The organism is Kribbella sp. NPDC048837 (genome assembly GCF_055586945.1).
The window spans coordinates 373,448-392,131 of record NZ_JBVJHF010000004.1; the positions used below are offsets into that span (position 1 = coordinate 373,448).

The window sequence follows — 18,684 nt, forward strand, 5'->3', positions numbered from 1 at the left end:
AGATGGCCGAGTTCTCCGCCACCGTCTACCAGAACGAGTTCCTGCCCGACGGCGGAACCGATGTGCACGCCATCGTCACGGTGAACTGCGTCGGCGCCGGCGCGGCCGGCCAGTCCGGCAGCGGTGACGCGGGCGAGATCATCATCGTCGACACCTCCGGCTCGATGGGCCGCGAGGGTGTCCAGGCCGCCGCGTTCGCCGCGCAGACCGCGCTCGACCAGATCCTCGACGGGGTCTGGTTCGCGGTGATCTCCGGCAACGACCGGGCCCAGCTGGCGTTCCCGCCGTCGCCGGAGCCGGTGATGGTGAGGATGGACCAGTTCACCCGGCAGGCCGCCAAGGACGCGGTGTCCCGCTTCTACGCCGACGGCGGCACCGCGATGGGCACCTGGCTGCGGCTCGCGTCGCGGGTGTTCGCGACCGTGCCGTCGCTGACCCAGAAGCACGCGATCCTGCTGACCGACGGCGAGAACCAGCACGAGACGCCCGAGGTGCTGACCCAGACCATCCAGGCCGTCACCGGCCAGTTCCAGTGCGACTGCCGCGGAGTCGGTGTGGCCTGGCAGGTCGACGAGGTACGGCGGATCGCCCAAGCACTCCTCGGCACAGTCGACATCATCCCGGCGCCGGACCAGCTGGCGGCCGAGTTCTCCAAGCTGATCCGGAACGCGATGAGCCGCGGTGTCGCGCAGGCCGACCTCCGGGTCTGGGCGCCGCAGGGTGCCGAGGTGCTGTTCGTCCGCCAGGTCGCGCCGACGGTCGAGGACCTGACCACTCGCCGTACGGAGATCAACGCGCTGACCGGCTCGTACCCGACCGGCTCGTGGGGTGACGAGTCCCGCGACTATCACGTGGCGATCCGCCTGGCTGCCAAGGGCGTCGGGCAGGAGCAGCTCGCCGCCCGGGTGCAGCTGGTGCTCGGCGCCGACGTGGTCGCGCAGGGCCTGGTCAAGGCGCTGTGGTCCGCCGACGAGGCGCTGACCACCCGGATCAGCCCGGAGGTCGCGCACTACACCGGGCAGACCGAGCTGGCCGAGGCGATCCAGGAAGGCCTGGCCGCGAAGGCCGCGGGCGACACCGCGACGGCCACCACGAAGCTCGGCCGCGCGGTCCAGCTCGCCGCCCAGACCGGCAACGAGGAGGCCACCACCCGGCTGCGCAAGGTCGTCGACATCGACGATCAGGAAGCGGGTACGGTGCGGCTCAAGCGGACGGTCGAGAAAGCCGACGAGATGGCACTCGACACGGCCTCCACCAAGACCACCCGGGTGAAGAAATGACGACAGTCAGCTGTCCGAGCGGGCACCCGTCCGTCTCGACCGACTACTGCGACGTCTGCGGGCTGCCGATCGGCGCCGCGGCGGGTGCGCCGGCCGCCGCGCAGACGCCGGCCCCGGCCGTCGCGGAGCCGGCTCCGGCACCGGCACCCGCGGCCCAGACGTGCCCGAACTGCTCGGAGCCGGCGGCCACCGACGCCCTCTTCTGTGAGAACTGCGGCTACGACTTCACCACCGGCACCATGCCGCGGGCGGCCTCGTCCCTCGACCTGTCCACCCCGCCGCCGGTGCCGCCGGCGCCCACCGCGGTCGCCGACTGGGTGGTCGAACGCTGGGTCGACCCGGACTGGTACGCCGTTCAGCAGAGCGACGACCCGTGTCCGTCGCCGGGCCTGCCGGTGGTGATCCCCCTGGTCGAGAAGAGCGTGCTGATCGGGCGCCCGTCCCGCAGCCGCAACATCTCCCCCGAGATCGACTGCGGCGACGACACCGGCGTGAGCCGGCGCCAGGCGCAGCTCACCACGGACGGCCAGCGCTGGTGGGTCGAGGACCTGCAGTCCTCCAACGGCACGTACGTCGCACCCGCCGCCGGCCCGCTCCCCGAGGACCCGATCGTCCCGGGCCAGCGCCAGGAACTGGACCCGGACGACCGGGTGTACGTCGGCGCCTGGACCCGCCTCGTCGTCCGCAAGGCCACCCCGGAAGAACAAGCAGGCCAGGCCTGAGCCAGCCGGGGCCGGCTCCGAGCCGCTGCGGGCCGGCCAGCCGGGTCAGGGGACGAGCACGAGTTTGCCGCGGACGCCTCCGGCCTGCAGCAGGTCGAGGGCGTCCGCCGCGTCCGTCAACGCGAACGTCTTGGCCACCGTCGCTGTCAGCCGACCGGCCTCCGCGGCCCGCGCGATGCCGTCCAACGCCCGACCGTCGGGCTCGGCACGAACGATCCTCGGCTCGATCCCCCGGTCGGGAGTGAACTGACCACCCGGCACCCAGAACTCCGGCACGGTCGTCACGTAGCTCCCACCGTCCCGCACCGCCGCGAACGCCGCACGAGCGCGCGCTCCGCCGACGACATCGAGGGCGGCATCGGCCGAGCCCGGCGCCGGCTCTTCACCCCGGTCCTGCGCGCGAACGGTGATCCCACGAGCGACCGCCAGCTCAACCGCGAACCGGCCCACCGCACCCCGCGGTCCGTTGACCAGCAGCGTGCTGCCCGGGGCGAGATCGAAGAGGTCCAGCGCCTGCTGGGCGGTCAGCCCGGCGAGCGGCAGCGTAGCCGCCTCGGTCCAGTCGAGATTCGCCGGCGCCGCGGCCACCTGAGCCGCGGGCAACGTCACGTACTCGGCGAACCCACCGACCTGCGTCCGCGAGTGCCCGGTGCTCGCGATCACCGCCGCCCCGGCCGCCCAGTCGCCGCCCTCGACCACGCCGGCCACGTCGTACCCCGGTACGAGCGGCAACCGGAGCTCGTCGTACCAGCGGTAGTTGCCGGCCAGCATGCCGAGGTCGGCGGGGTTGACCGCCGCGGCCATCACCTTGATCAGGACCTCGCCGTCAGCGGGTTCCTTCACCGGCAGGGTGTGCGGCCGCAGAGCTGCTCCGGGGCCGACCCGATCGGTTGCCATCGCGCGCATCGTCGTCATGATCCCGACCGTAGGCAGCCTCGCGGCCGTCGTCGTTGATCGAGATCAATCGCCGGCGGATCCGGCTGAGCGCCTCCGGCGTGATCCCGACGTACGACGCGATCTGGCGCTGCGTGAGCCGGGCCGCGAGGTCACCGTGCCCGTCGAGGAACAGCCGGTAGCGCGCGGTCGCGTCCGCGAGCAGCAGCTCGGTCTGCCGTTGTTCGACGCGCAGGTAGAGCGCCTCGGTCAGCCGGGCGACGAGCTGCTGCCAGCCCGGGCTCGCCGCGACCATCGCGTCGTACGCCGAGCGCGGGGCGACCATCAGCTCGGCCGGCTCGAGCGCCTCGATCGTCACCTGGGAGGTCTCGCGCCGCAGCGCAGCACTGTAGGCACACACCAGCTCGCCCTCGGCACGGAACGCGAGCGTGCGCTCGGTCCCGGCGGCGTCGGACCGGTAGAGCCGGAAGAGGCCGCGCTCGACGAACCCGACGCGGTCCGGCCGGTCGCCGGCCCGAACCAGCAACTCGCCGCGCTCGACCCGGGCCGGGCGGAACAGCCCACGACCGCGGTCCGCGTCGGCCGCCGGAAGCTGGGCCAGGAAGCGGTCGAAGTGACTGGTCACCCGACCATTGTCCCGCTCGGATTCGTTCTCTATTGCGGAAGGAAGCTCGCCGCAATCGCTCCTAGCCTGAAGGTATGACGACGAACACGGACATCAGGCCCTTCCGGATCGAGATCCCGCAGGCGGAGGTGGACGACCTCAAGGCCCGGCTGGCCGGTGCGCGCTGGCCGGCCACACCCGCCGTGGACGACTGGAGCCGCGGCGTTCCGGTCTCCTACCTGCGCGACCTCGCCGGGTACTGGGCCGACGGCTACGACTGGCGGGCCGCCGAGGCCGCGCTCAACGAGATCCCGCAGTTCATCACCGAGATCAACGGTCAGCGGATCCACTTCTTCCACCAGCGGTCGGCGTCGCCGGATGCCCTGCCGCTGATCCTGACGCACGGCTGGCCGGGCTCCCCGGTGGAGTTCCAGCAGATGATCGGCCGGCTCACGGACCCGGAGGCGTACGGCGGAGACGCGGCCGACGCGTTCCACGTCGTCGTACCGTCGCTGCCCGGGTACGGGTTCTCCACGCCGCTCGGGCCGGGTGGGTTCAACCTGTTCGGGGTGGCGCAGATGTGGGCCGAGCTGATGAGCCGGCTCGGGTACGAGCGGTATGCCGCGCACGGGACGGACGCGGGGTCGGGCGTCGCCGGGATGCTGCCGATGGTGGATCCGGCGCACGTGGTCGGCGTACATCTGGCCGGGGTTAGTGCGGGAGCGCCGTTCGGCGACCCGATTCCGCTGGAGGGGTTGCCGGAGTCGGACCGAGCCCGGGCGGAGCGGTTCAACAAGTCGCTCGATGACGCCTATGGGTACTTCTTCCTGCAGGCGACCCGGCCGCAGACGCTGGCGTACTCACTCAACGACTCGGCGATCGGGCAGCTGGCCTGGATCGTGGAGAAGTTCGCCGAGTGGACCGACCCGATCCACAAGCTGCCCGAGGAAGCGGTCGACCGCGACCAGCTGCTCACCAACGTCAGCCTCTACTGGTTCACCGGCTCCGGTGCCTCGACGGCTCACTCGGTGTACGACGGCGTCCAGGCCTGGAAGGCGATGCTCGCGCACCAGGACTCGGGCGGCTGGGGAGGGCAGGAAGTGAGTGGACCTCCGACCGGTGTGGCGGTCTTCGGCGCCGAGACCGCGATCCGCAGCCTCGCGGATCCGGCCGGAAAGATGAGCCACTGGACCGAGTACGAGCGCGGCGGGCACTTCGCCGCGATGGAGGTACCGGACCTGCTCGCCGGCGACCTGCGTACCTTCTTCAAGCAACTGCGTTAGCAGGCGTCAGTTGCCGGGCTGGGGCTCATGCGTCCAGCTCGGCGACGGCTTGAAGCAGAGCCATTCGATCACGGTCGACCCGACCACGATCGGGACCGCCCACGCCCACGGCTGATGCGGCAGGCTGACGATCGCGATCGCTGTCCACAAAGCGATCCAGCCCCCGCCGTACCCTCGGAGCACACCGCGGTACCAGAGGCCGCCGGGCGCCTCGGCGGCCCGCTGGCCGAGATACACGAACAGGTACGACGCAATGGTGATCGGCCAGAAGTACCACAGCCGGCCCCAGTCGTACGGGACCATCACGAGCGCGGTCAGGCAGACCAGCGCGATCGCCCAGTGGTACACCTCGCCGGCCCAGTTGAGTCCGCGCCGGCGCAAGGTGAGGACGATCGCCAACGGGCCGAACAGCACCGCGAGTACTCCTGCGACCACGTGCAGGATCAGCGCGATGTCACGCATCGCCTGGCCTCCCCCGCTCCCCCGCTCCCCCCGGAGCTCTCTGACATGTCACGGAGCATAGGGGCCGGAGCGGCTGGCGTCTCCCCCTCGGCACGCCGTGTCGGCACGCCGGGGGAAGACGCTCAGCTCTCCGTTCAGTTCTCCGCTCAGTCCTCCGGGAAGGACAGCACCCGGCGGACCGCGAAGTTCCGATACCCCTGGCGCTCGAAGCTCTTGGCCATCGGCACGTTGCCGAAGTCAGTGTCGGCCCTGATCTGCTCGGCGCCGGTCTCCGCGAGCTGATGGGTAATCTCGGCCAGCAGGTCGTCGATGTAGCGGTGTCCGCGATGCTCGGGCAGCACACCGAGGTATCCGACCACCGGACCGCCGGCGTTGGCCGACGGGACTTCGAACCCGATCAGCTTCCCGTCGGCGTCGTACGCGAGCCGCCACCAGGCCCGGTCGCCCGGCATCGACTTGTACATCTCCAGCTCCTCGCGGGCCGCGCCCTCGACGCCGAGCCGCGCGATCTCTCGCGCGGTGGCGGCGTCCAGGCTGCCCTCGCTGACCCGGCTGAACACGTCCACGAACGCCTCGTCGTCGGCCGGCTCGAACCGCAGCCGGGTGGACCGCGGCGGGAGTCCGTACGCCGGCTTCCACTCGTACCGCAGCCGGTCGGTGATCTGGGTCAGCCCGGCCGCGGCGGTCGCCTGCCGGCGCGGCTCGAGCGCGGCGACCACGTCCGGCTTGTCCTGCCAGTCGCTGTCCAGGAAGAAGTGGTACTCCGGCGGCTCGGCATCGGCCGGACGGGACGCGACGGTGTGCTCGATGAGCGCCGTCCAGACCGGGACCGGGTCGCCGTCGCCGGCGTAGTACAGGCCGTCGATGCTGAACGGGTGGTCCTCGCCGGGCGCGCCCCACCAGATGGCGAGGGCCTGGATCGTGCCGTCCTCCTCGACGACCCAGGTCCAGTCGTCGCGGTAGTAGCCCTCGTCGACGTACTGGCGGTAGCGGTCGAGCGTGACGGTGTTGACCGACTGCTGCTCGATCAGGGAAAGGATGGTGCCGAGGTCGGCCTCGACGGTGGTGCGGATGCTCACGAATCCTCCAACAGGAGGCGCGGCGGCTCCGCTCAGTGCGAGCTGTGCGAGCGGACCGGTCGCGCCGGGAAACAAGTCAGTGTGTTCATCGGTCGCTCCTTCCGCTCCGGATCGTTCTCGCCGGGTCAGACTCTAGGGCCCGGCCGGGGTCATAGTCCAACCGTATTCACACCTGGGATGTACCGGCGTCGCCCCCACCGGGAAGCCCATGAGAAGCTCGCAAGGTAACGTCGTCGGCACGTTGAGTGACCATCCCGCCCCGGACGGAAGGACTCATTCACAATGTCGATGCTCCGCAGGGCCGTGATTGGCCTGCTCGTTTCCGGCATCCTTGTCGGCGGCTCGCCTTCACCGGGGCTGGCCGTCGCGACCGGCAATCCGCTCGCGCAGACCAGTGGCCTCTACGTCGATCCGGATTCCACTCCCGCGCTGTACGTGAAGGCGCATCCGGGCGAGACGGAGATCAAGGCGAAGATCGCGGACCAGCCCGGAGCTCGGTGGTTCGGCGCCTGGAGTGGTGACATCACGAAGGCGGTCGCGGCGTACACGAGCGCTGCCGACCAGGCCGGCAAGTTGCCGATCCTGGTCGCGTACAACATCCCGGGCCGCGACTGCGGTGGTCATTCCGGTGGTGGTGCCGGGTCGCCGGCGGCGTACCGGGACTGGATCGCGGCGTTCGCCGCGGGGATCGGCAGCCGGCCGGCGATCGTGGTGATCGAGCCGGACGCGCTCGCGCAGCTCGACTGCCTGCCCGAGAACGAGCGCCCGACGCGGATCGCGCTGCTCAAGTACGCCGCCAACCAGTTCGCGCTGCGGAACCGGAACACCTGGGCCTACATGGACGGCGGGAACGCGACCTGGATCGAGGCGAAGGAGATGGCGCGGCGGCTGCGGCTGGTCGACGTCGGGAAGCTGCGAGGGTTCGCGCTGAACACGTCGAACTTCTACACGACCGAGCAGTCGGTCGCGAAGGGCGTCGCGATCAGGGCCGCGCTGCGTGGGGCCGGGCAGTTCGTCATCGACACCAGCCGGAACGGGAACGGCTCGACCAACCAGTGGTGCAACCCACCCGGCCGCAAGCTCGGCGTCCCCACCCAGGTCGCGAGCGCCCCCTCCCAGACCGCCGGCCTCGACCTCGTCGCGTGGCTCAAAGTCCCCGGCGACTCCGACGGCCCCTGCGGCCTAGCCCCGCAAACCCCCGCCGGCACCTTCTCCCCGACCCTAGCCAACCACCTCATCACCGGCACCTAACCAACAGAAAGCGACCTGGGCTCCCCCACGACCACCTCCGTCCTGTCGGACCCTCCCCACCACAACTCCCCACAGACAACAGAAAAGCGGTCCCGGGCCTGAGCCCGGGACCGCTTTGTCCTGCTGTGCTGTCGGACCTCAGATCAGAAGTCCATGCCGCCCATGTCGGGCGCGCCACCCGGAGCGGCCGAAGCCTTCTCCGGCTTGTCGGCGATGACGGCCTCGGTGGTGAGGAACAGCGCCGCGATGGACGCCGCGTTCTGCAGCGCCGAGCGGGTCACCTTGGCCGGGTCGATGATGCCGGTGGCGATCAGGTCGACGTACTCACCGGTCGCGGCGTTCAGACCGTGACCCGGCTCGAGGTTGCGAACCTTCTCCACCACGACGCCACCCTCGAGGCCGGCGTTCACGGCGATCTGCTTCAACGGCGCCTCGACCGCGGACCGCACGATCGCGGCACCCGTGGCCTCGTCACCCTCGAGGTCCAGCTTCTCGAACGCCAGCACGCTCGCCTGCAGCAGAGCCACGCCACCACCGGCGACGATGCCCTCCTCGACGGCCGCCTTCGCGTTGCGAACGGCGTCCTCGATGCGGTGCTTGCGCTCCTTCAGCTCGACCTCGGTGGCCGCGCCGACCTTGATCACCGCAACGCCACCGGCCAGCTTGGCCAGCCGCTCCTGCAGCTTCTCGCGGTCGTAGTCGGAGTCCGACTTCTCGATCTCGGCGCGGATCTGGTTCACCCGGCCGGAGATCTGGTCCGCGTCGCCCTCGCCCTCGACGATGGTCGTCTCGTCCTTGGTGACGACGATCTTGCGGGCCTGGCCGAGCAGCTCCAGGTCGACGGTGTCGAGCTTGAGGCCGACCTCCTCGGAGATCACCTCGCCGCCGGTGAGGACGGCGATGTCGACCAGCATGGCCTTGCGGCGGTCACCGAAGCCCGGCGCCTTGACGGCGACGGCCTTGAAGGTGCCCTTGATCTTGTTGACGACCAGGGTCGCCAGCGCCTCGCCCTCGATGTCCTCGGCGATGATGGCCAGCGGCTTGCCGGTCTGCATGACCTTCTCCAGCACCGGGACCAGGTCCTTGATGCTCGAGATCTTGCTGTTGACGATCAGGATGTACGGGTCGTCGAGGACCGCTTCCATCCGCTCGGTGTCGGTCACGAAGTACGGCGAGATGTAGCCCTTGTCGAAGCGCATACCCTCGGTGAGCTCGAGCTCGAGGCCGAAGGTGTTGCTCTCCTCGACGGTGATGACGCCTTCCTTGCCGACCTTGTCCATCGCCTCGGCGATGATCTGGCCGACCTGGTTGTCGGCGGCCGAGATCGAGGCGGTCGCAGCGATCTGCTCCCGGGTCTCGACCGGCTTGGCCAGCGCCAGCAGCTGCTCGCTGACCGCCTCGGTCGCCTTCTCGATGCCCTTCTTCAGGCTCATCGGGTTGGCGCCGGCCGCGACGTTGCGCAGACCCTCGCGGACGAGAGCCTGGGCCAGCACGGTGGCGGTGGTGGTGCCGTCACCCGCGACGTCGTCGGTCTTCTTGGCAACTTCCTTGACGAGCTCGGCCCCGATCTTCTCGTACGGGTCCTCGAGCTCGATCTCCTTGGCGATGGAGACACCGTCGTTGGTGATCGTGGGGGCGCCCCACTTCTTCTCCAGGACGACGTTGCGGCCCTTCGGGCCAAGCGTCACCTTGACGGCATCGGCGAGGGTGTTCATCCCCCGCTCGAGGCCACGGCGCGCCTCTTCGTTGAAAGAAATCAGCTTGGGCATTCTCCGCGAGTCCTCCCGCGTCGAGTCTTTGTGGTTCAGCCGGCCGGGATGCCCGCGACGGACGGCGCCGGCGCCGCGACGGTCACGTCCCGCCACGTCTCCGGCACCTCATCGAGGCCGTCTTCTGTCACACCCGCGGGCAGGGAGTCTTATCACTCTCACCCTTGGAGTGCTAACCAAGTATTAGCACTCGCCCCAAGCGAGTGCAAGCCAGCTCCCCGCTACGGTGAACCCATGGTGACGCTGCGCGAGGCCGGCCCGGACACCTGGGCGGACGTGGCCGCGGTCATGGGCGAACGCGGTGATCCGGCCCGCTGCCTGTGCCAGTACTTCCGCCTCCGGGGCCGCGCCTGGTCCGACGCTACCCCCGCGAGCAACCGGGACGCGCTGCGCGCCCAGGTGTGCGAGAGCAAGCGTCCGCCCGGTGTTCTGGCGTACGACGGGACCACGCCGGTCGGCTGGTGCGCGATAGGGCCGCGTACGTCGTACCCACGGGTGGTCGCGTCGCCGAACTGGCGTACCGACCACCCGGACTCGTGGGTGATCACGTGCTTCGTCGTACCGGTCGGCCGGCGGCGCAAGGGGGTTGCGGGTGAGCTGGCCGCGGGAGCCATCGACCTGGCGCGCACGTACGGCGCTCCGGCCGTTGAGGGGTGTGCTGTCGACACGGCGCTCGCCGGACGCACTCCGTCAGCCGACCTCTACCGCGGTCCGCTGTCCGTGTTTCTGGACGCCGGGTTCAAGGAGGTCAGCCGCACCAGCCCTCAGTGGGTCCTGGTGCGGCTCGTCCTCGACTAGAGCTGGGCGATGACTAGAGCTGGGCTATCAGGTACTTCGGGGCGGTCAGGCGCCACGCTTCGGTGACCAGCTCGCGGAGCTCCTGGTCGTCGGCCGCGACGATGTCCACGGCGACCCAGGCGAACCGGCCGCCCGCCCAGGACGGCGAGTACACCTCCGGGTCCTCGGCGACCAGGGCCTCCTGCTCCTCGCGCAGCGCCTTCAGCTGCAGCCTGGTCTCGTCCTCCGACATATAGGCGAAGCTCTTGTTCTTCACCTTGAAGACCGGCTGCCCCGCCCAGCCCTCATGCTCCTCCACGCCCGGCAGCCCCAACACGACCTTCTGCAGCACGTCGACGTCCATCCCCCGACGGTATGCGGCCGCACCGACAGTTCAGGGCCCGGCGACGGTGACGGTCACGGTCGCCCCGGGGGCCAGCATCGTGCCGGGAGGCGGTGTGGCCGTGAGGATCGTTCCAGTCGGGTCGCCGGGCGACTTCCTGGTCCGGATCACCGGCTTCAACCCGGCCTGCTTGAGCAGGGGGGCGTAGTCCGCCGCGGTGGGTTGCCGCCCGTCAAGGTCGATCGCGCGGTACCCCGGTACGCCGACCAGGTCCGGCACGACCACGATGCGGTCGAGCATGCGATCGACTTCCCCGGCGTTCGTCGACGACTGAGCCCAGAACCACACGTCCAGCGACGGGATGAACACGGCGCCGGAGCAAATCGTCACCTGGCCGAGGATGCCCTCGACCTGGCCGAGGTTGCCCTCGTCCGGGCACGTCGTCCGCTGACGCTCGGCCCGCACGCCGTCGATCTCGAGGGTCTCGTCGGCGTGGAAGTCGAAGATCCGCGGTACACCGCGGCCCAGTTCCAGGCTCTCGACCCCGGCGGGGCGAGGCATGCCGCACAGCGTTACCGCACCGACGTCGATGAGAACGGTGTCCTTGTTGGGCGTCACACAGGTCAACTGATTGGTGCCCCACTCCTTCGGCACCGCGATCGCCGCGTGACCGAGGCCGACCAACCGCATCCCCGCAGGCAGCGGCGTGGTGGTGGCGACCGGCGGAGTCGGGTCACCGGGGCGCTGTGTAGCGAGCAGTGTGGTCGCACCGATGACCGCAGCCACAGCCACCGCACTGGTAGCCGACCACGCCACGGTCCGGCGGCGCCGTCGGCGGGCGGCGCCCGCACGCAGGGCGTCCAGGGGCGGCGATCCGACGGCTGTCTGTGCGCCGGTGCGCTCGAGGAGCTCGGTCAGCTTCGATTCGATCATCGTGTCTCTCGCAGTTCTGCCAGGTCCGGGTCCTGCGCCAGGGCCTTCACGGCCCGGGACAGCCGGCTCTTCACCGTGCCGGCGGCGACGCCCAGCACGGACGCCATCTGCTGCTCACTCAGGTGTGCGTAGTAGCGCAGTACGACGGCAGCCCGCTGGTCGGTCGGCAACCGGTCGAGGGCCCGCATCACCACGTCGGCGTCGTCGATCCCGGTCGTCTGATCGAGACCGGCGGACTCGGGAAGGTTCGCCGACGGTCTCTCCCCGTGCCAGCGGCGGCGCCGGGAAGAGAGGAAGCTGTTGATCAGGACCCGGTGCACGTACGCATCGCGATCGTCGGCCGCCCGTACCTTGTTCCACTTCACCAAACACCGCTCCAGGGCGGTCTGGACGAGGTCCTCGGCTTCCGGGTGGTTGCACCCCAGGAGCACGGCGGAGCGCACCAGAGTGGGCCACCGCGCCGCCACGTATTCGCTGAAGTCGTCCATCCGTCACCCGCCCTTCACCCCTACAGACAGGCTGACCGCGCACTCGGGTTCCACGAAAGTCGTCAGGGGACAGCATCAGGGTCCCAGGGGTCGGATCAGGGGTGGGTCGGTACCGATCCTGATGTGGCGGAGGGGTCCCAGGCGGGACAGTTGACCCATGACGAACTCCAACGCACCGTTCTCGAACCTCTCCGGCAAGGTCCTCCGTCGGTCCCGCGACCAGCGCATGCTCTCCGGTGTCTCCGGCGGTATCGCGGAGTACTTCAACATCGACGTCACCCTGGTCCGCCTCGGCATCGTCGGCCTGACTCTGATCACTGGTGGTACCGCGCTGCTCGGCTACGCGGTGGCCTGGATCGTGATCCCCGAGTCCGACGGCAAGGCGGTCTGGCAGAACGTCCAGCAGTCGGTGAACCAGCAGAACAACCACAGCCCCGAGGCGGACATCGCCTCCCGGATCTACGACGACACCAACAGCAACAACAAGCCCCCGGCGGCATGATCCGTCCTGCGCCCTGCCCGGGCGCAGTATCCGACCGCTCCGCGGCGGGGTGACGACATCTGGTCGTCACCCCGCCGCGTTCACACGTTCAAGGCTGGTTTGCGGAGTGCGGCGACGGCCTGGTCGGGGTGGTCGGAGAACATGCCCTGGACGCCCAGCGCGGCGAAGCGGGTCAGTTCGGTGGGGAAGTCCGTGGCCGTGGGCAGGAAGCGCCGCTCGGCGCGGAAGGTCCAGAGCTGGACCGCCAGACCGGCCCGGTGGGCCTGGTCGACCAGACGGGTCGGCTCCCCCAGCGCCCCACTGGCGGTCCGCGGGATCACCAGGTCCTTGTGCGGAGCCAGAACCTGCGCGTACGTCGCGATCTCGCGCAACCCGGCCGGCTCGATCAGATCGGCGTACGTACGACCGTCACCGGTGCGGAGGAAGTCGTTCGGAGCGCTCTCCGCGTCCACCAGTTGCACCAGCGGCACTCTGGTCATCACCGCCAGCCGGCGCAGGCTGCTCGGCTCGAACGACTGCACCATGATCTCGTCGTCCCGCAGCCCCAGGGCCAGGATCCGCTCGGTCAGCAGCTCCTCCAGCGGCAGTCCGAGCCGCCGGAAATACGCCGGGTGCTTGATCTCCGGGATGACGCCGATCGGCCGCCCGAGCCGGAGCGACTCCCGCCGGGCGAGTGCCACCACGTCGTCGAACGTGGGGATCTCCTCGAGGCCGTCGTACGCCGTGTTGCCCGAACGCAGCCCGGGCATCCGCTCGACCGCCCGTAGGGTGCGCAGTTCCGCGTAGGTGAAGTCCTCGACGAACCAGCCGCTGACCGCGGTGCCGTCGACGATCTTGGTGATCTTGCGGTCCGCGAAGACCGGGTGCGCCGCGACGTCCGTCGTACCGGAGATCTCGTTCTCGTGCCGGCAGACCAGGACGCCGTCGAGCGTGGCGACCAGGTCGGGCTCCAGATAGTCGGCCCCTTGGGCCGCGGCCAGGCGGTAGGCCGCCGGCGTGTGTTCCGGGCGGTAGCCACTCGCTCCCCGATGCGCGATCACCAGCATGGTTCCAGGACAGGGGCCGGACATTGCCCACCGGGAACTCGTTGCCCAACGCAAGGTGAAGGTCTACCGACCGTCACCGGAGCCGGTAATTCGCATGCGGAGTGCCGGTGGCCGCACCTAGCCTGGGAAGGCTATGAGACAACTTCCCGTCGCCGATCCCGGCGTTCCCGATCACCGTTCGCCGGCCCGCTATCTGTGGTGGGTGGCGCGGCGGCAGACGCCTACGCTCGCCGGCGGGATGACGTTCGGCATCCTCTGGATGGCCGCGCAGGCGTTCATCCCGGCGATCCTCGGGCTGGCGATCGACCAGGGCATCGCGGCGAAGGACGGGAAGGCGCTGCTGCAGTGGACCGCCGCGCTGTTCGCGGTCGGCGTGGTGCAGGCGCTGGCCGGCATCATGCGGCACCGGTTCGCGGTGACCAACTGGCTGACCGCGGCGTACCGCACGGTCCAGGTCGTCACCCGGAAGTCGGCCGACCTCGGCGCCACGCTGCCCAAGCACCTGGCCACCGGCGAGGTGGTCAGCGTGGGCGCCGGCGACCTGTCCTACATCGGCAACCTGATGGAGATCTCGGCCCGGTTCACCGGTGCGATCGTCGCGTTCGTCGTGGTCGCGGTGATCCTGCTCTCCCAGTCGACCACGCTCGGCCTGGTAGTGCTGATCGGCGTGCCCGTGATGCTGTTGGCCCTCGGCCCGATGCTGCGCCCGCTGCACAAGCGGCAGTCCGCGCAGCGCGAGTCGGTCGGCGAGCTGAACTCGCTCGGCTCCGACATCGTCGCCGGTCTGCGGGTGCTGCGCGGAATCGGCGGCGAGGAGTCCTTCTCCCGGCGCTACCGCAGTGAGTCGCAGCAGGTCCGGCAGGCGGGTGTCCGCGTCGCGGGGATCCAGTCCGTGCTCGACGCGGCGCAGGTGCTGCTGCCCGGCATCTTCGTGGTGCTGGTGGTCGGCCTCGGCGCGCACTTCGCGCTGCGCGGTGACCTCAGCGCGGGCTCACTGGTCGCCTTCTACGGCTATGCGACGTTCCTGGTGCTGCCGCTCCGCACTGCCACCGAGTTCGCCAACCAGCTGATGCGCGGTCTGGTCGCGGCGGGCCGAGTGATCCGCGTGCTGGCGTTGGAGCCCGACATCACCGAGCCGATCACCGCGGTCCGCCTGCCGGAGCGCGGCGACCTGGTCGATCCGGTCTCCGGCATTCGTGCGCGCGACGGTCTGCTCACCGCGATCGTCTCCGCCGAGCCGGACAGCTACGCCGAGCTGGCCGACCGCCTGGGTCGGTACGACGACCTGAGCGAAGTGCGGTACGGCGGAGTGACGCTGGCCAGCGCGACCCGTGCGGACATCCGCGAGCGGATCCTGGTGAGCGACACCGGCTCACAGCTGTTCACCGGAACCCTGCGGTCCGAGCTCGACCCGGACGGCCGTCGTACCGATGACGAAGTGATGGCCGCGATGCGTACGGCGTCGGCCGAGGACGTGCTGGTCGCGTTGACCGACGGGCTCGACTCCGAGGTCGAGGAGAAGGGCCGGTCGTTCTCCGGTGGCCAACGGCAGCGGCTGGTGCTCGTGCGGGCGCTGCTCGCCGACCCGTCCGTGCTCGTGCTGGTCGAGCCGACGTCGGCGGTCGACGCACACACCGAGGCGCGGATCGCGGACCGGCTGCGCGAGCACCGGTCCGGCCGGAGCACTGTCGTCCTGACCGCGAGCCCGCTGCTGCTGGACCGCGTCGACGAGGTCATCTTCGTCGCCGCCGGCCGTGTCGTTGCCTCGGGCAATCACCGTGCGTTGCTCGAGACCGATCCGCGCTACCGCCGGACCGTCACCCGTGAGACCGAAGCCGAGGAGGTGCTGAGATGAGGCAGATCCTGCCCGTGGCCGGGCCGACCGAGATCCGCCGGCACGCGCGGCGGCTGGCCCGTCGGCACCCGCGGACGCTGTTCGTCGCGCTGCTGCTGCACGCGCTCGCGGCGGTCACCGGCCTCGCCGCGCCGCGGCTGATCGGTGGCCTGGTCGAGGACGTCCAGAACGGGACGACCGCGGCCAAGGTCAACCAGGTGATCGTCGTGATCGCGGTGTTCGTCGTGGCGCAGTCGCTGCTGACCCGCTGGGCCCGGTTCAAGTCGTTCGCGCTCGGCGAGCAGGTGCTGGCCGAGCTGCGCGAGGACTTCGTCGACAACGCGCTCGCGTTGCCGATCGGCACGGTCGAGCGGGCCGGCACGGGCGACCTCCTGTCCCGGACCTCGCGGGACGTCGACACCCTCTCGCGGACGGTGCGGTTCGCCGTACCGGAGACCATCATCGCGTTCGTCACGGTGCTGTTCACGGTCGTGGCGACGGTGCTGGTCGGCGTCTGGGTGCTCGTGCCGCTGGTCGCGATGGTGCCGGTGCTCTGGCTGAGCACGAAGTGGTATCTGCGCCGCGCCAAGGACGGGTACCTGCGGGAGAACGCGGCGTACGCCCAGATGACCAGCTCGCTGGCCGAGACGGTCGAGGGCGCGCGGACGGTCGAGGCCCTCCGGCGGTACGACGACCGCGTCCGCCAGGGCGATGCGGACATCCGCGGCTCGTACCTCGCCGAGCGGTACACGTTGTTCCTGCGGACGGTGTGGTTCCCGGTCGTCGAGGTCGGGTATCTGGTGCCGGTCGTCGGGACGCTGCTGTTCGGTGGCTGGCTGCACCTCGGCGCGCATGTCTCGCTCGGCGCGGTCACGGCCGGCGTGCTGTACGTCAACCAGCTGATCGATCCGGTCGACCGGTTGATCTCCTGGATGGACGAGCTGCAGTCGGGTGGTGCCGCGTTCGCACGGCTGCTCGGGATCAGCGACGTACCGGACGACCGGACGCCGTCGGGCCGTTCACCGGCCGGCGAGCTGGTCGAGGCGCGCGACGTACGGTTCTCGTACGTCGACGGCCGCGACGTACTGCATGGCGTGGATCTGACCATCCAGCCCGGTGAGCGGATCGCGATGGTGGGTCCGTCCGGGGCCGGGAAGTCGACGCTGGGCCGGTTGGTCGCGGGGATCCATCCGCCGCGGACCGGTTCGGTCACGGTCGGCGGGGTCGGGATGACCGAGTTGCCGCTGGACGAGCTGCGCAAGCAGGTCGCGCTGGTGACGCAGGAGCATCACGTCTTCGTCGGGACGTTGCGGGACAACCTGTCGATGGCGCGGCCCTCGGCCTCGGACGACGAGTTGCTCTCGGCACTCGAGGCGGTGGACGCGCGGGAGTGGGCGGAGGCCCTGCCGGACGGGTTGGACACTCGTGTCGGGTCCGGTCAGCTGGCGCTGACGCCGGCGCAGGCGCAGCAACTGGCGCTGGCGCGGCTGGTCCTGGCGGATCCGCACACGCTGGTGCTGGACGAGGCGACCTCGTTGATCGACCCGCGCGCGGCTCGGCACATGGAGCGATCGTTGGCGGCCGTGCTGGACGGGCGGACCGTGATCGCGATCGCGCACCGGCTCTACACGGCTCATGATGCGGATCGAGTCGCGGTGGTCGAGGACGGGCGGATCTCGGAGCTGGGGAGTCATGACGAGCTGGTCGCTCGGCAGGGTTCGTACGCCGCATTGTGGAACTCCTGGCACGGCTGACAGAAACGCCCCCACCCGCCTGGGTGGGGGCGTTTCTACCGTTTGCGCAGTACGAGGACTGCTGAGTCGACATGCGGAGGCGGGGTGAAAGCCTTGCGGGGAAGGCGAATCCCGATCGAGGAGTCGTAGTGCCGGAACCACCGGTTCGCCCCCGGTGCGTCACCGCGAGCCCACCGATTCGCCACCTGCCGCTGCAGCACCAGATCCGCCGACACCAGGCGTGAACCCGGTGCCAGCAAGCGCTTCAGCAGTGCGGTGGAGACGTTGTACGGCGGACTCGACACCACCCGGAACGGCCGGGCCGGCAACCGCAGATCCGCGGCATCGGCACGGACCACCGTCACCGGCGCGTCCGCGAACCTCCGACGCAACCGGTCGGCCCGCTGTGGGTGGAGTTCGACGGCGACCACCTGGGCACCGGCCTGGACGAGCGGTGCGGTCAGCGCACCGAGTCCGGCCCCGACGTCGAGGACGAGTTCACCGGGTCTGACCCCGGCCGCGTCCACGACCCGTTGGGCCCAGCGACTATCGAGCGGATGCCATCCCCAGGCACCCCTCGCCTGCCCGGAGCCGGGCACGACGGACCATCACGAAGTACGTAATCATGCGGCGACCCTAGACCGCATTGCTGCTTTGGCTCAAAGCATTTTCCTGGTCACAACGCCGTCGGCGTCGCTCCGAGTGCTCCGACGGTCTCGGCCGTACGACTCTGTGCCAACTCGAGCCGGCTCCGCTTCGCCACCGAGTCGCCCTTCGCGAGCTCACGCCGTACGTCGAGGACGCGGACCGGCAACACGTCCGTCATCAGGAGCGGCGCGTACCCGGCCTGCTCGGTGGTCCAGCGGTCGCCGTCGCGGGCGAACGTGAAGCGGGTCAGGAGGCCCTCGGCCTTGATGCTGTTGGGCTCGCGGTGGGCGGCGACCAGGTTGCCGAGACCATAGGCGACCCACTTCCCGTTGATCTGCTCCATCGGCTGCACGACGTGCGCGTGATTACCGATCACCAGGTCGATGTTGCTGTCGGCAAGCAGTTGTGGCGCGAGCTCGCGTTGCTGGTCGTTGAGCTTCGAGGAGTACTCCGTACCCCAGTGGCAGCTGACCACGACGATCTCCGCACCCTGCTCACGGGCCTCCTTCGCCTTCCGGCTGATCGTGGCCGCGTCCAGCTCGGCGGCGCGCCAAGTCTGGCCGTTCGGGTACGGCAGCCCGTTGAAGCCGAACGTGAACGACAGCGACGCGACGTTCACACCTTGGACGTCCACGATGGTCGGCGTCTCCGCCTCGGTCCTCGAACGCGCCGTTCCCGCGTGCCGGAGGCCAACCTTGTCCAGGGTGTTCAGCGTCCGATCGACACCGGCCGCGCCGCCGTCGAAGCTGTGATTGCTGGCCGTGGTGCAGAGGTCGTAGCCGGTCTGCTTCAGGGCGGCGGCGATCTGCGGCGGACCTTGGAAGAGCGGGTAGCCGTGGTACGGGCCGCCTTGCGGGGCGAGCGGCGTCTCCAGGTGCGCGATCGCGAGATCGGCGTCCTGGACCAGCGGTTTCACGCTCTTCATCAGCGGCGCGAAGTCCCAGGCGCCGCCCCTGCCGTCGCGTTTGGCGGTCGTCCAGAGGCGCTCGTGCAACAGCACGTCGCCGGTTGCCACCACCGTGATGCGGTCGGGCCG

Annotated in this window: 19 protein-coding genes; 8 read left to right on the forward strand and 11 right to left on the reverse strand. The window is 70.0% G+C overall.

What is annotated here, in order from left to right:
• Window positions 1-2 precede the first annotated feature (2 nt).
• Window positions 3-1,280: a vWA domain-containing protein gene (locus tag ACZ6O0_RS21875; protein ID WP_465766794.1), complete on the forward strand. Its 1,278-nt coding sequence runs from the start codon at window positions 3-5 to the stop codon at window positions 1,278-1,280.
• On the forward strand, window positions 1,277-2,002 hold the full coding sequence (locus ACZ6O0_RS21880; RefSeq protein ID WP_465766795.1) for an FHA domain-containing protein: 726 nt from the start codon (window positions 1,277-1,279) through the stop codon (window positions 2,000-2,002). The genes ACZ6O0_RS21875 and ACZ6O0_RS21880 overlap by 4 nt, the downstream gene beginning before the upstream one ends.
• Before the next feature lie 45 nt (window positions 2,003-2,047).
• Here the strand turns inward: ACZ6O0_RS21880 and ACZ6O0_RS21885 are convergent, their stop codons facing one another.
• Both ACZ6O0_RS21885 and ACZ6O0_RS21890 read right to left on the reverse strand, forming a co-directional pair.
• The gene (locus ACZ6O0_RS21885) at window positions 2,048-2,917 is read right to left on the reverse strand and encodes an NADP-dependent oxidoreductase (RefSeq protein WP_465766796.1); all 870 of its coding nucleotides are present in this window, start codon (window positions 2,915-2,917) and stop codon (window positions 2,048-2,050) included.
• Entirely contained in the window at window positions 2,829-3,521 is a 693-nt protein-coding gene (locus tag ACZ6O0_RS21890; RefSeq protein WP_465766797.1) for a Crp/Fnr family transcriptional regulator, read from the reverse strand. The genes ACZ6O0_RS21885 and ACZ6O0_RS21890 overlap by 89 nt, the downstream gene beginning before the upstream one ends.
• Before the next feature lie 74 nt (window positions 3,522-3,595).
• On the opposite strand from ACZ6O0_RS21890, the gene ACZ6O0_RS21895 reads away from it, so the two are divergent.
• Window positions 3,596-4,783, forward strand: coding sequence for an epoxide hydrolase family protein (locus ACZ6O0_RS21895; RefSeq protein ID WP_465766798.1), 1,188 nt, complete (start codon window positions 3,596-3,598; stop codon window positions 4,781-4,783).
• A 6-nt stretch (window positions 4,784-4,789) separates the two neighbouring features.
• On the opposite strand, the gene ACZ6O0_RS21900 is transcribed toward ACZ6O0_RS21895, so the two are convergent.
• Both ACZ6O0_RS21900 and ACZ6O0_RS21905 read right to left on the reverse strand, forming a co-directional pair.
• A complete protein-coding gene (locus ACZ6O0_RS21900) occupies window positions 4,790-5,245 on the reverse strand; it encodes a hypothetical protein (RefSeq protein ID WP_465766799.1) in 456 nt (151 codons plus the stop codon).
• A gap of 146 nt (window positions 5,246-5,391) precedes the next feature.
• Complete coding sequence (locus ACZ6O0_RS21905; RefSeq protein WP_465766800.1) at window positions 5,392-6,324, reverse strand: GNAT family N-acetyltransferase; 933 nt, start codon at window positions 6,322-6,324, stop codon at window positions 5,392-5,394.
• A gap of 288 nt (window positions 6,325-6,612) precedes the next feature.
• Here ACZ6O0_RS21905 and ACZ6O0_RS21910 point away from each other — a divergent pair, with 288 nt between their 5' ends.
• Window positions 6,613-7,575: a glycoside hydrolase family 6 protein gene (locus tag ACZ6O0_RS21910; RefSeq protein WP_465766801.1), complete on the forward strand. Its 963-nt coding sequence runs from the start codon at window positions 6,613-6,615 to the stop codon at window positions 7,573-7,575.
• Between the two features lie 143 nt (window positions 7,576-7,718).
• Here the strand turns inward: ACZ6O0_RS21910 and groL are convergent, their stop codons facing one another.
• The gene (gene groL, locus ACZ6O0_RS21915) at window positions 7,719-9,344 is read right to left on the reverse strand and encodes a chaperonin GroEL (protein WP_465766802.1); all 1,626 of its coding nucleotides are present in this window, start codon (window positions 9,342-9,344) and stop codon (window positions 7,719-7,721) included.
• Window positions 9,345-9,578: 234 nt separating this feature from the next.
• Between groL and ACZ6O0_RS21920 the strand changes: the two genes are divergently transcribed.
• Window positions 9,579-10,142 (forward strand): GNAT family N-acetyltransferase, encoded by a 564-nt coding sequence (locus ACZ6O0_RS21920; protein WP_465766803.1) that lies wholly within the window; start codon window positions 9,579-9,581, stop codon window positions 10,140-10,142.
• 13 nt (window positions 10,143-10,155) lie between these two features.
• Here the strand turns inward: ACZ6O0_RS21920 and ACZ6O0_RS21925 are convergent, their stop codons facing one another.
• The 3 genes from ACZ6O0_RS21925 to ACZ6O0_RS21935 are packed head-to-tail and all read right to left on the reverse strand — an operon-like array spanning window position 10,156 to window position 11,885.
• A complete protein-coding gene (locus ACZ6O0_RS21925) occupies window positions 10,156-10,485 on the reverse strand; it encodes an MmcQ/YjbR family DNA-binding protein (RefSeq protein WP_465766804.1) in 330 nt (109 codons plus the stop codon).
• Between the two features lie 30 nt (window positions 10,486-10,515).
• Window positions 10,516-11,397, reverse strand: coding sequence for a PASTA domain-containing protein (locus ACZ6O0_RS21930; protein ID WP_465766805.1), 882 nt, complete (start codon window positions 11,395-11,397; stop codon window positions 10,516-10,518).
• Window positions 11,394-11,885: a SigE family RNA polymerase sigma factor gene (locus ACZ6O0_RS21935; RefSeq protein ID WP_465766806.1), complete on the reverse strand. Its 492-nt coding sequence runs from the start codon at window positions 11,883-11,885 to the stop codon at window positions 11,394-11,396. The genes ACZ6O0_RS21930 and ACZ6O0_RS21935 overlap by 4 nt, the downstream gene beginning before the upstream one ends.
• 157 nt (window positions 11,886-12,042) lie before the next feature.
• On the opposite strand from ACZ6O0_RS21935, the gene ACZ6O0_RS21940 reads away from it, so the two are divergent.
• Complete coding sequence (locus ACZ6O0_RS21940; RefSeq protein ID WP_465766807.1) at window positions 12,043-12,387, forward strand: PspC domain-containing protein; 345 nt, start codon at window positions 12,043-12,045, stop codon at window positions 12,385-12,387.
• 80 nt (window positions 12,388-12,467) lie between these two features.
• Here the strand turns inward: ACZ6O0_RS21940 and ACZ6O0_RS21945 are convergent, their stop codons facing one another.
• Window positions 12,468-13,433 carry a glycerophosphodiester phosphodiesterase gene (locus ACZ6O0_RS21945; protein WP_465766808.1) on the reverse strand — a complete coding sequence of 322 codons (966 nt, stop codon included), beginning with the start codon at window positions 13,431-13,433 and terminating at the stop codon, window positions 12,468-12,470.
• A 133-nt stretch (window positions 13,434-13,566) separates the two neighbouring features.
• On the opposite strand from ACZ6O0_RS21945, the gene ACZ6O0_RS21950 reads away from it, so the two are divergent.
• Both ACZ6O0_RS21950 and ACZ6O0_RS21955 read left to right on the forward strand, forming a co-directional pair.
• Entirely contained in the window at window positions 13,567-15,288 is a 1,722-nt protein-coding gene (locus ACZ6O0_RS21950) for an ABC transporter ATP-binding protein (protein WP_465766809.1), read from the forward strand.
• A complete protein-coding gene (locus ACZ6O0_RS21955; RefSeq protein ID WP_465766810.1) occupies window positions 15,285-17,021 on the forward strand; it encodes an ABC transporter ATP-binding protein in 1,737 nt (578 codons plus the stop codon). The genes ACZ6O0_RS21950 and ACZ6O0_RS21955 overlap by 4 nt, the downstream gene beginning before the upstream one ends.
• Window positions 17,022-17,056: 35 nt before the next feature.
• On the opposite strand, the gene ACZ6O0_RS21960 is transcribed toward ACZ6O0_RS21955, so the two are convergent.
• On the reverse strand, window positions 17,057-17,599 hold the full coding sequence (locus ACZ6O0_RS21960; RefSeq protein ID WP_465766811.1) for an rRNA adenine N(6)-methyltransferase family protein: 543 nt from the start codon (window positions 17,597-17,599) through the stop codon (window positions 17,057-17,059).
• A gap of 77 nt (window positions 17,600-17,676) precedes the next feature.
• A complete protein-coding gene (locus tag ACZ6O0_RS21965) occupies window positions 17,677-18,663 on the reverse strand; it encodes a CapA family protein (protein ID WP_465766812.1) in 987 nt (328 codons plus the stop codon).
• Window positions 18,664-18,684 lie beyond the last annotated feature (21 nt).

Coding starts and splice junctions, on each gene's coding strand:
- ACZ6O0_RS21940 (WP_465766807.1), top strand. CDS start 12,043: ATGACGAACTCCAACGCACCGTTCTCGAACCTCTCCGGCAAGGTCCTC.
- ACZ6O0_RS21880 (WP_465766795.1), top strand. CDS start 1,277: ATGACGACAGTCAGCTGTCCGAGCGGGCACCCGTCCGTCTCGACCGAC.
- groL (WP_465766802.1), bottom strand. CDS start 9,344: ATGCCCAAGCTGATTTCTTTCAACGAAGAGGCGCGCCGTGGCCTCGAG.
- ACZ6O0_RS21875 (WP_465766794.1), top strand. CDS start 3: ATGGCCGAGTTCTCCGCCACCGTCTACCAGAACGAGTTCCTGCCCGAC.
- ACZ6O0_RS21900 (WP_465766799.1), bottom strand. CDS start 5,245: ATGCGTGACATCGCGCTGATCCTGCACGTGGTCGCAGGAGTACTCGCG.
- ACZ6O0_RS21955 (WP_465766810.1), top strand. CDS start 15,285: ATGAGGCAGATCCTGCCCGTGGCCGGGCCGACCGAGATCCGCCGGCAC.
- ACZ6O0_RS21920 (WP_465766803.1), top strand. CDS start 9,579: ATGGTGACGCTGCGCGAGGCCGGCCCGGACACCTGGGCGGACGTGGCC.
- ACZ6O0_RS21950 (WP_465766809.1), top strand. CDS start 13,567: ATGAGACAACTTCCCGTCGCCGATCCCGGCGTTCCCGATCACCGTTCG.
- ACZ6O0_RS21895 (WP_465766798.1), top strand. CDS start 3,596: ATGACGACGAACACGGACATCAGGCCCTTCCGGATCGAGATCCCGCAG.
- ACZ6O0_RS21930 (WP_465766805.1), bottom strand. CDS start 11,397: ATGATCGAATCGAAGCTGACCGAGCTCCTCGAGCGCACCGGCGCACAG.
- ACZ6O0_RS21910 (WP_465766801.1), top strand. CDS start 6,613: ATGCTCCGCAGGGCCGTGATTGGCCTGCTCGTTTCCGGCATCCTTGTC.
- ACZ6O0_RS21885 (WP_465766796.1), bottom strand. CDS start 2,917: ATGACGACGATGCGCGCGATGGCAACCGATCGGGTCGGCCCCGGAGCA.
- ACZ6O0_RS21925 (WP_465766804.1), bottom strand. CDS start 10,485: ATGGACGTCGACGTGCTGCAGAAGGTCGTGTTGGGGCTGCCGGGCGTG.
- ACZ6O0_RS21935 (WP_465766806.1), bottom strand. CDS start 11,885: ATGGACGACTTCAGCGAATACGTGGCGGCGCGGTGGCCCACTCTGGTG.
- ACZ6O0_RS21945 (WP_465766808.1), bottom strand. CDS start 13,433: ATGCTGGTGATCGCGCATCGGGGAGCGAGTGGCTACCGCCCGGAACAC.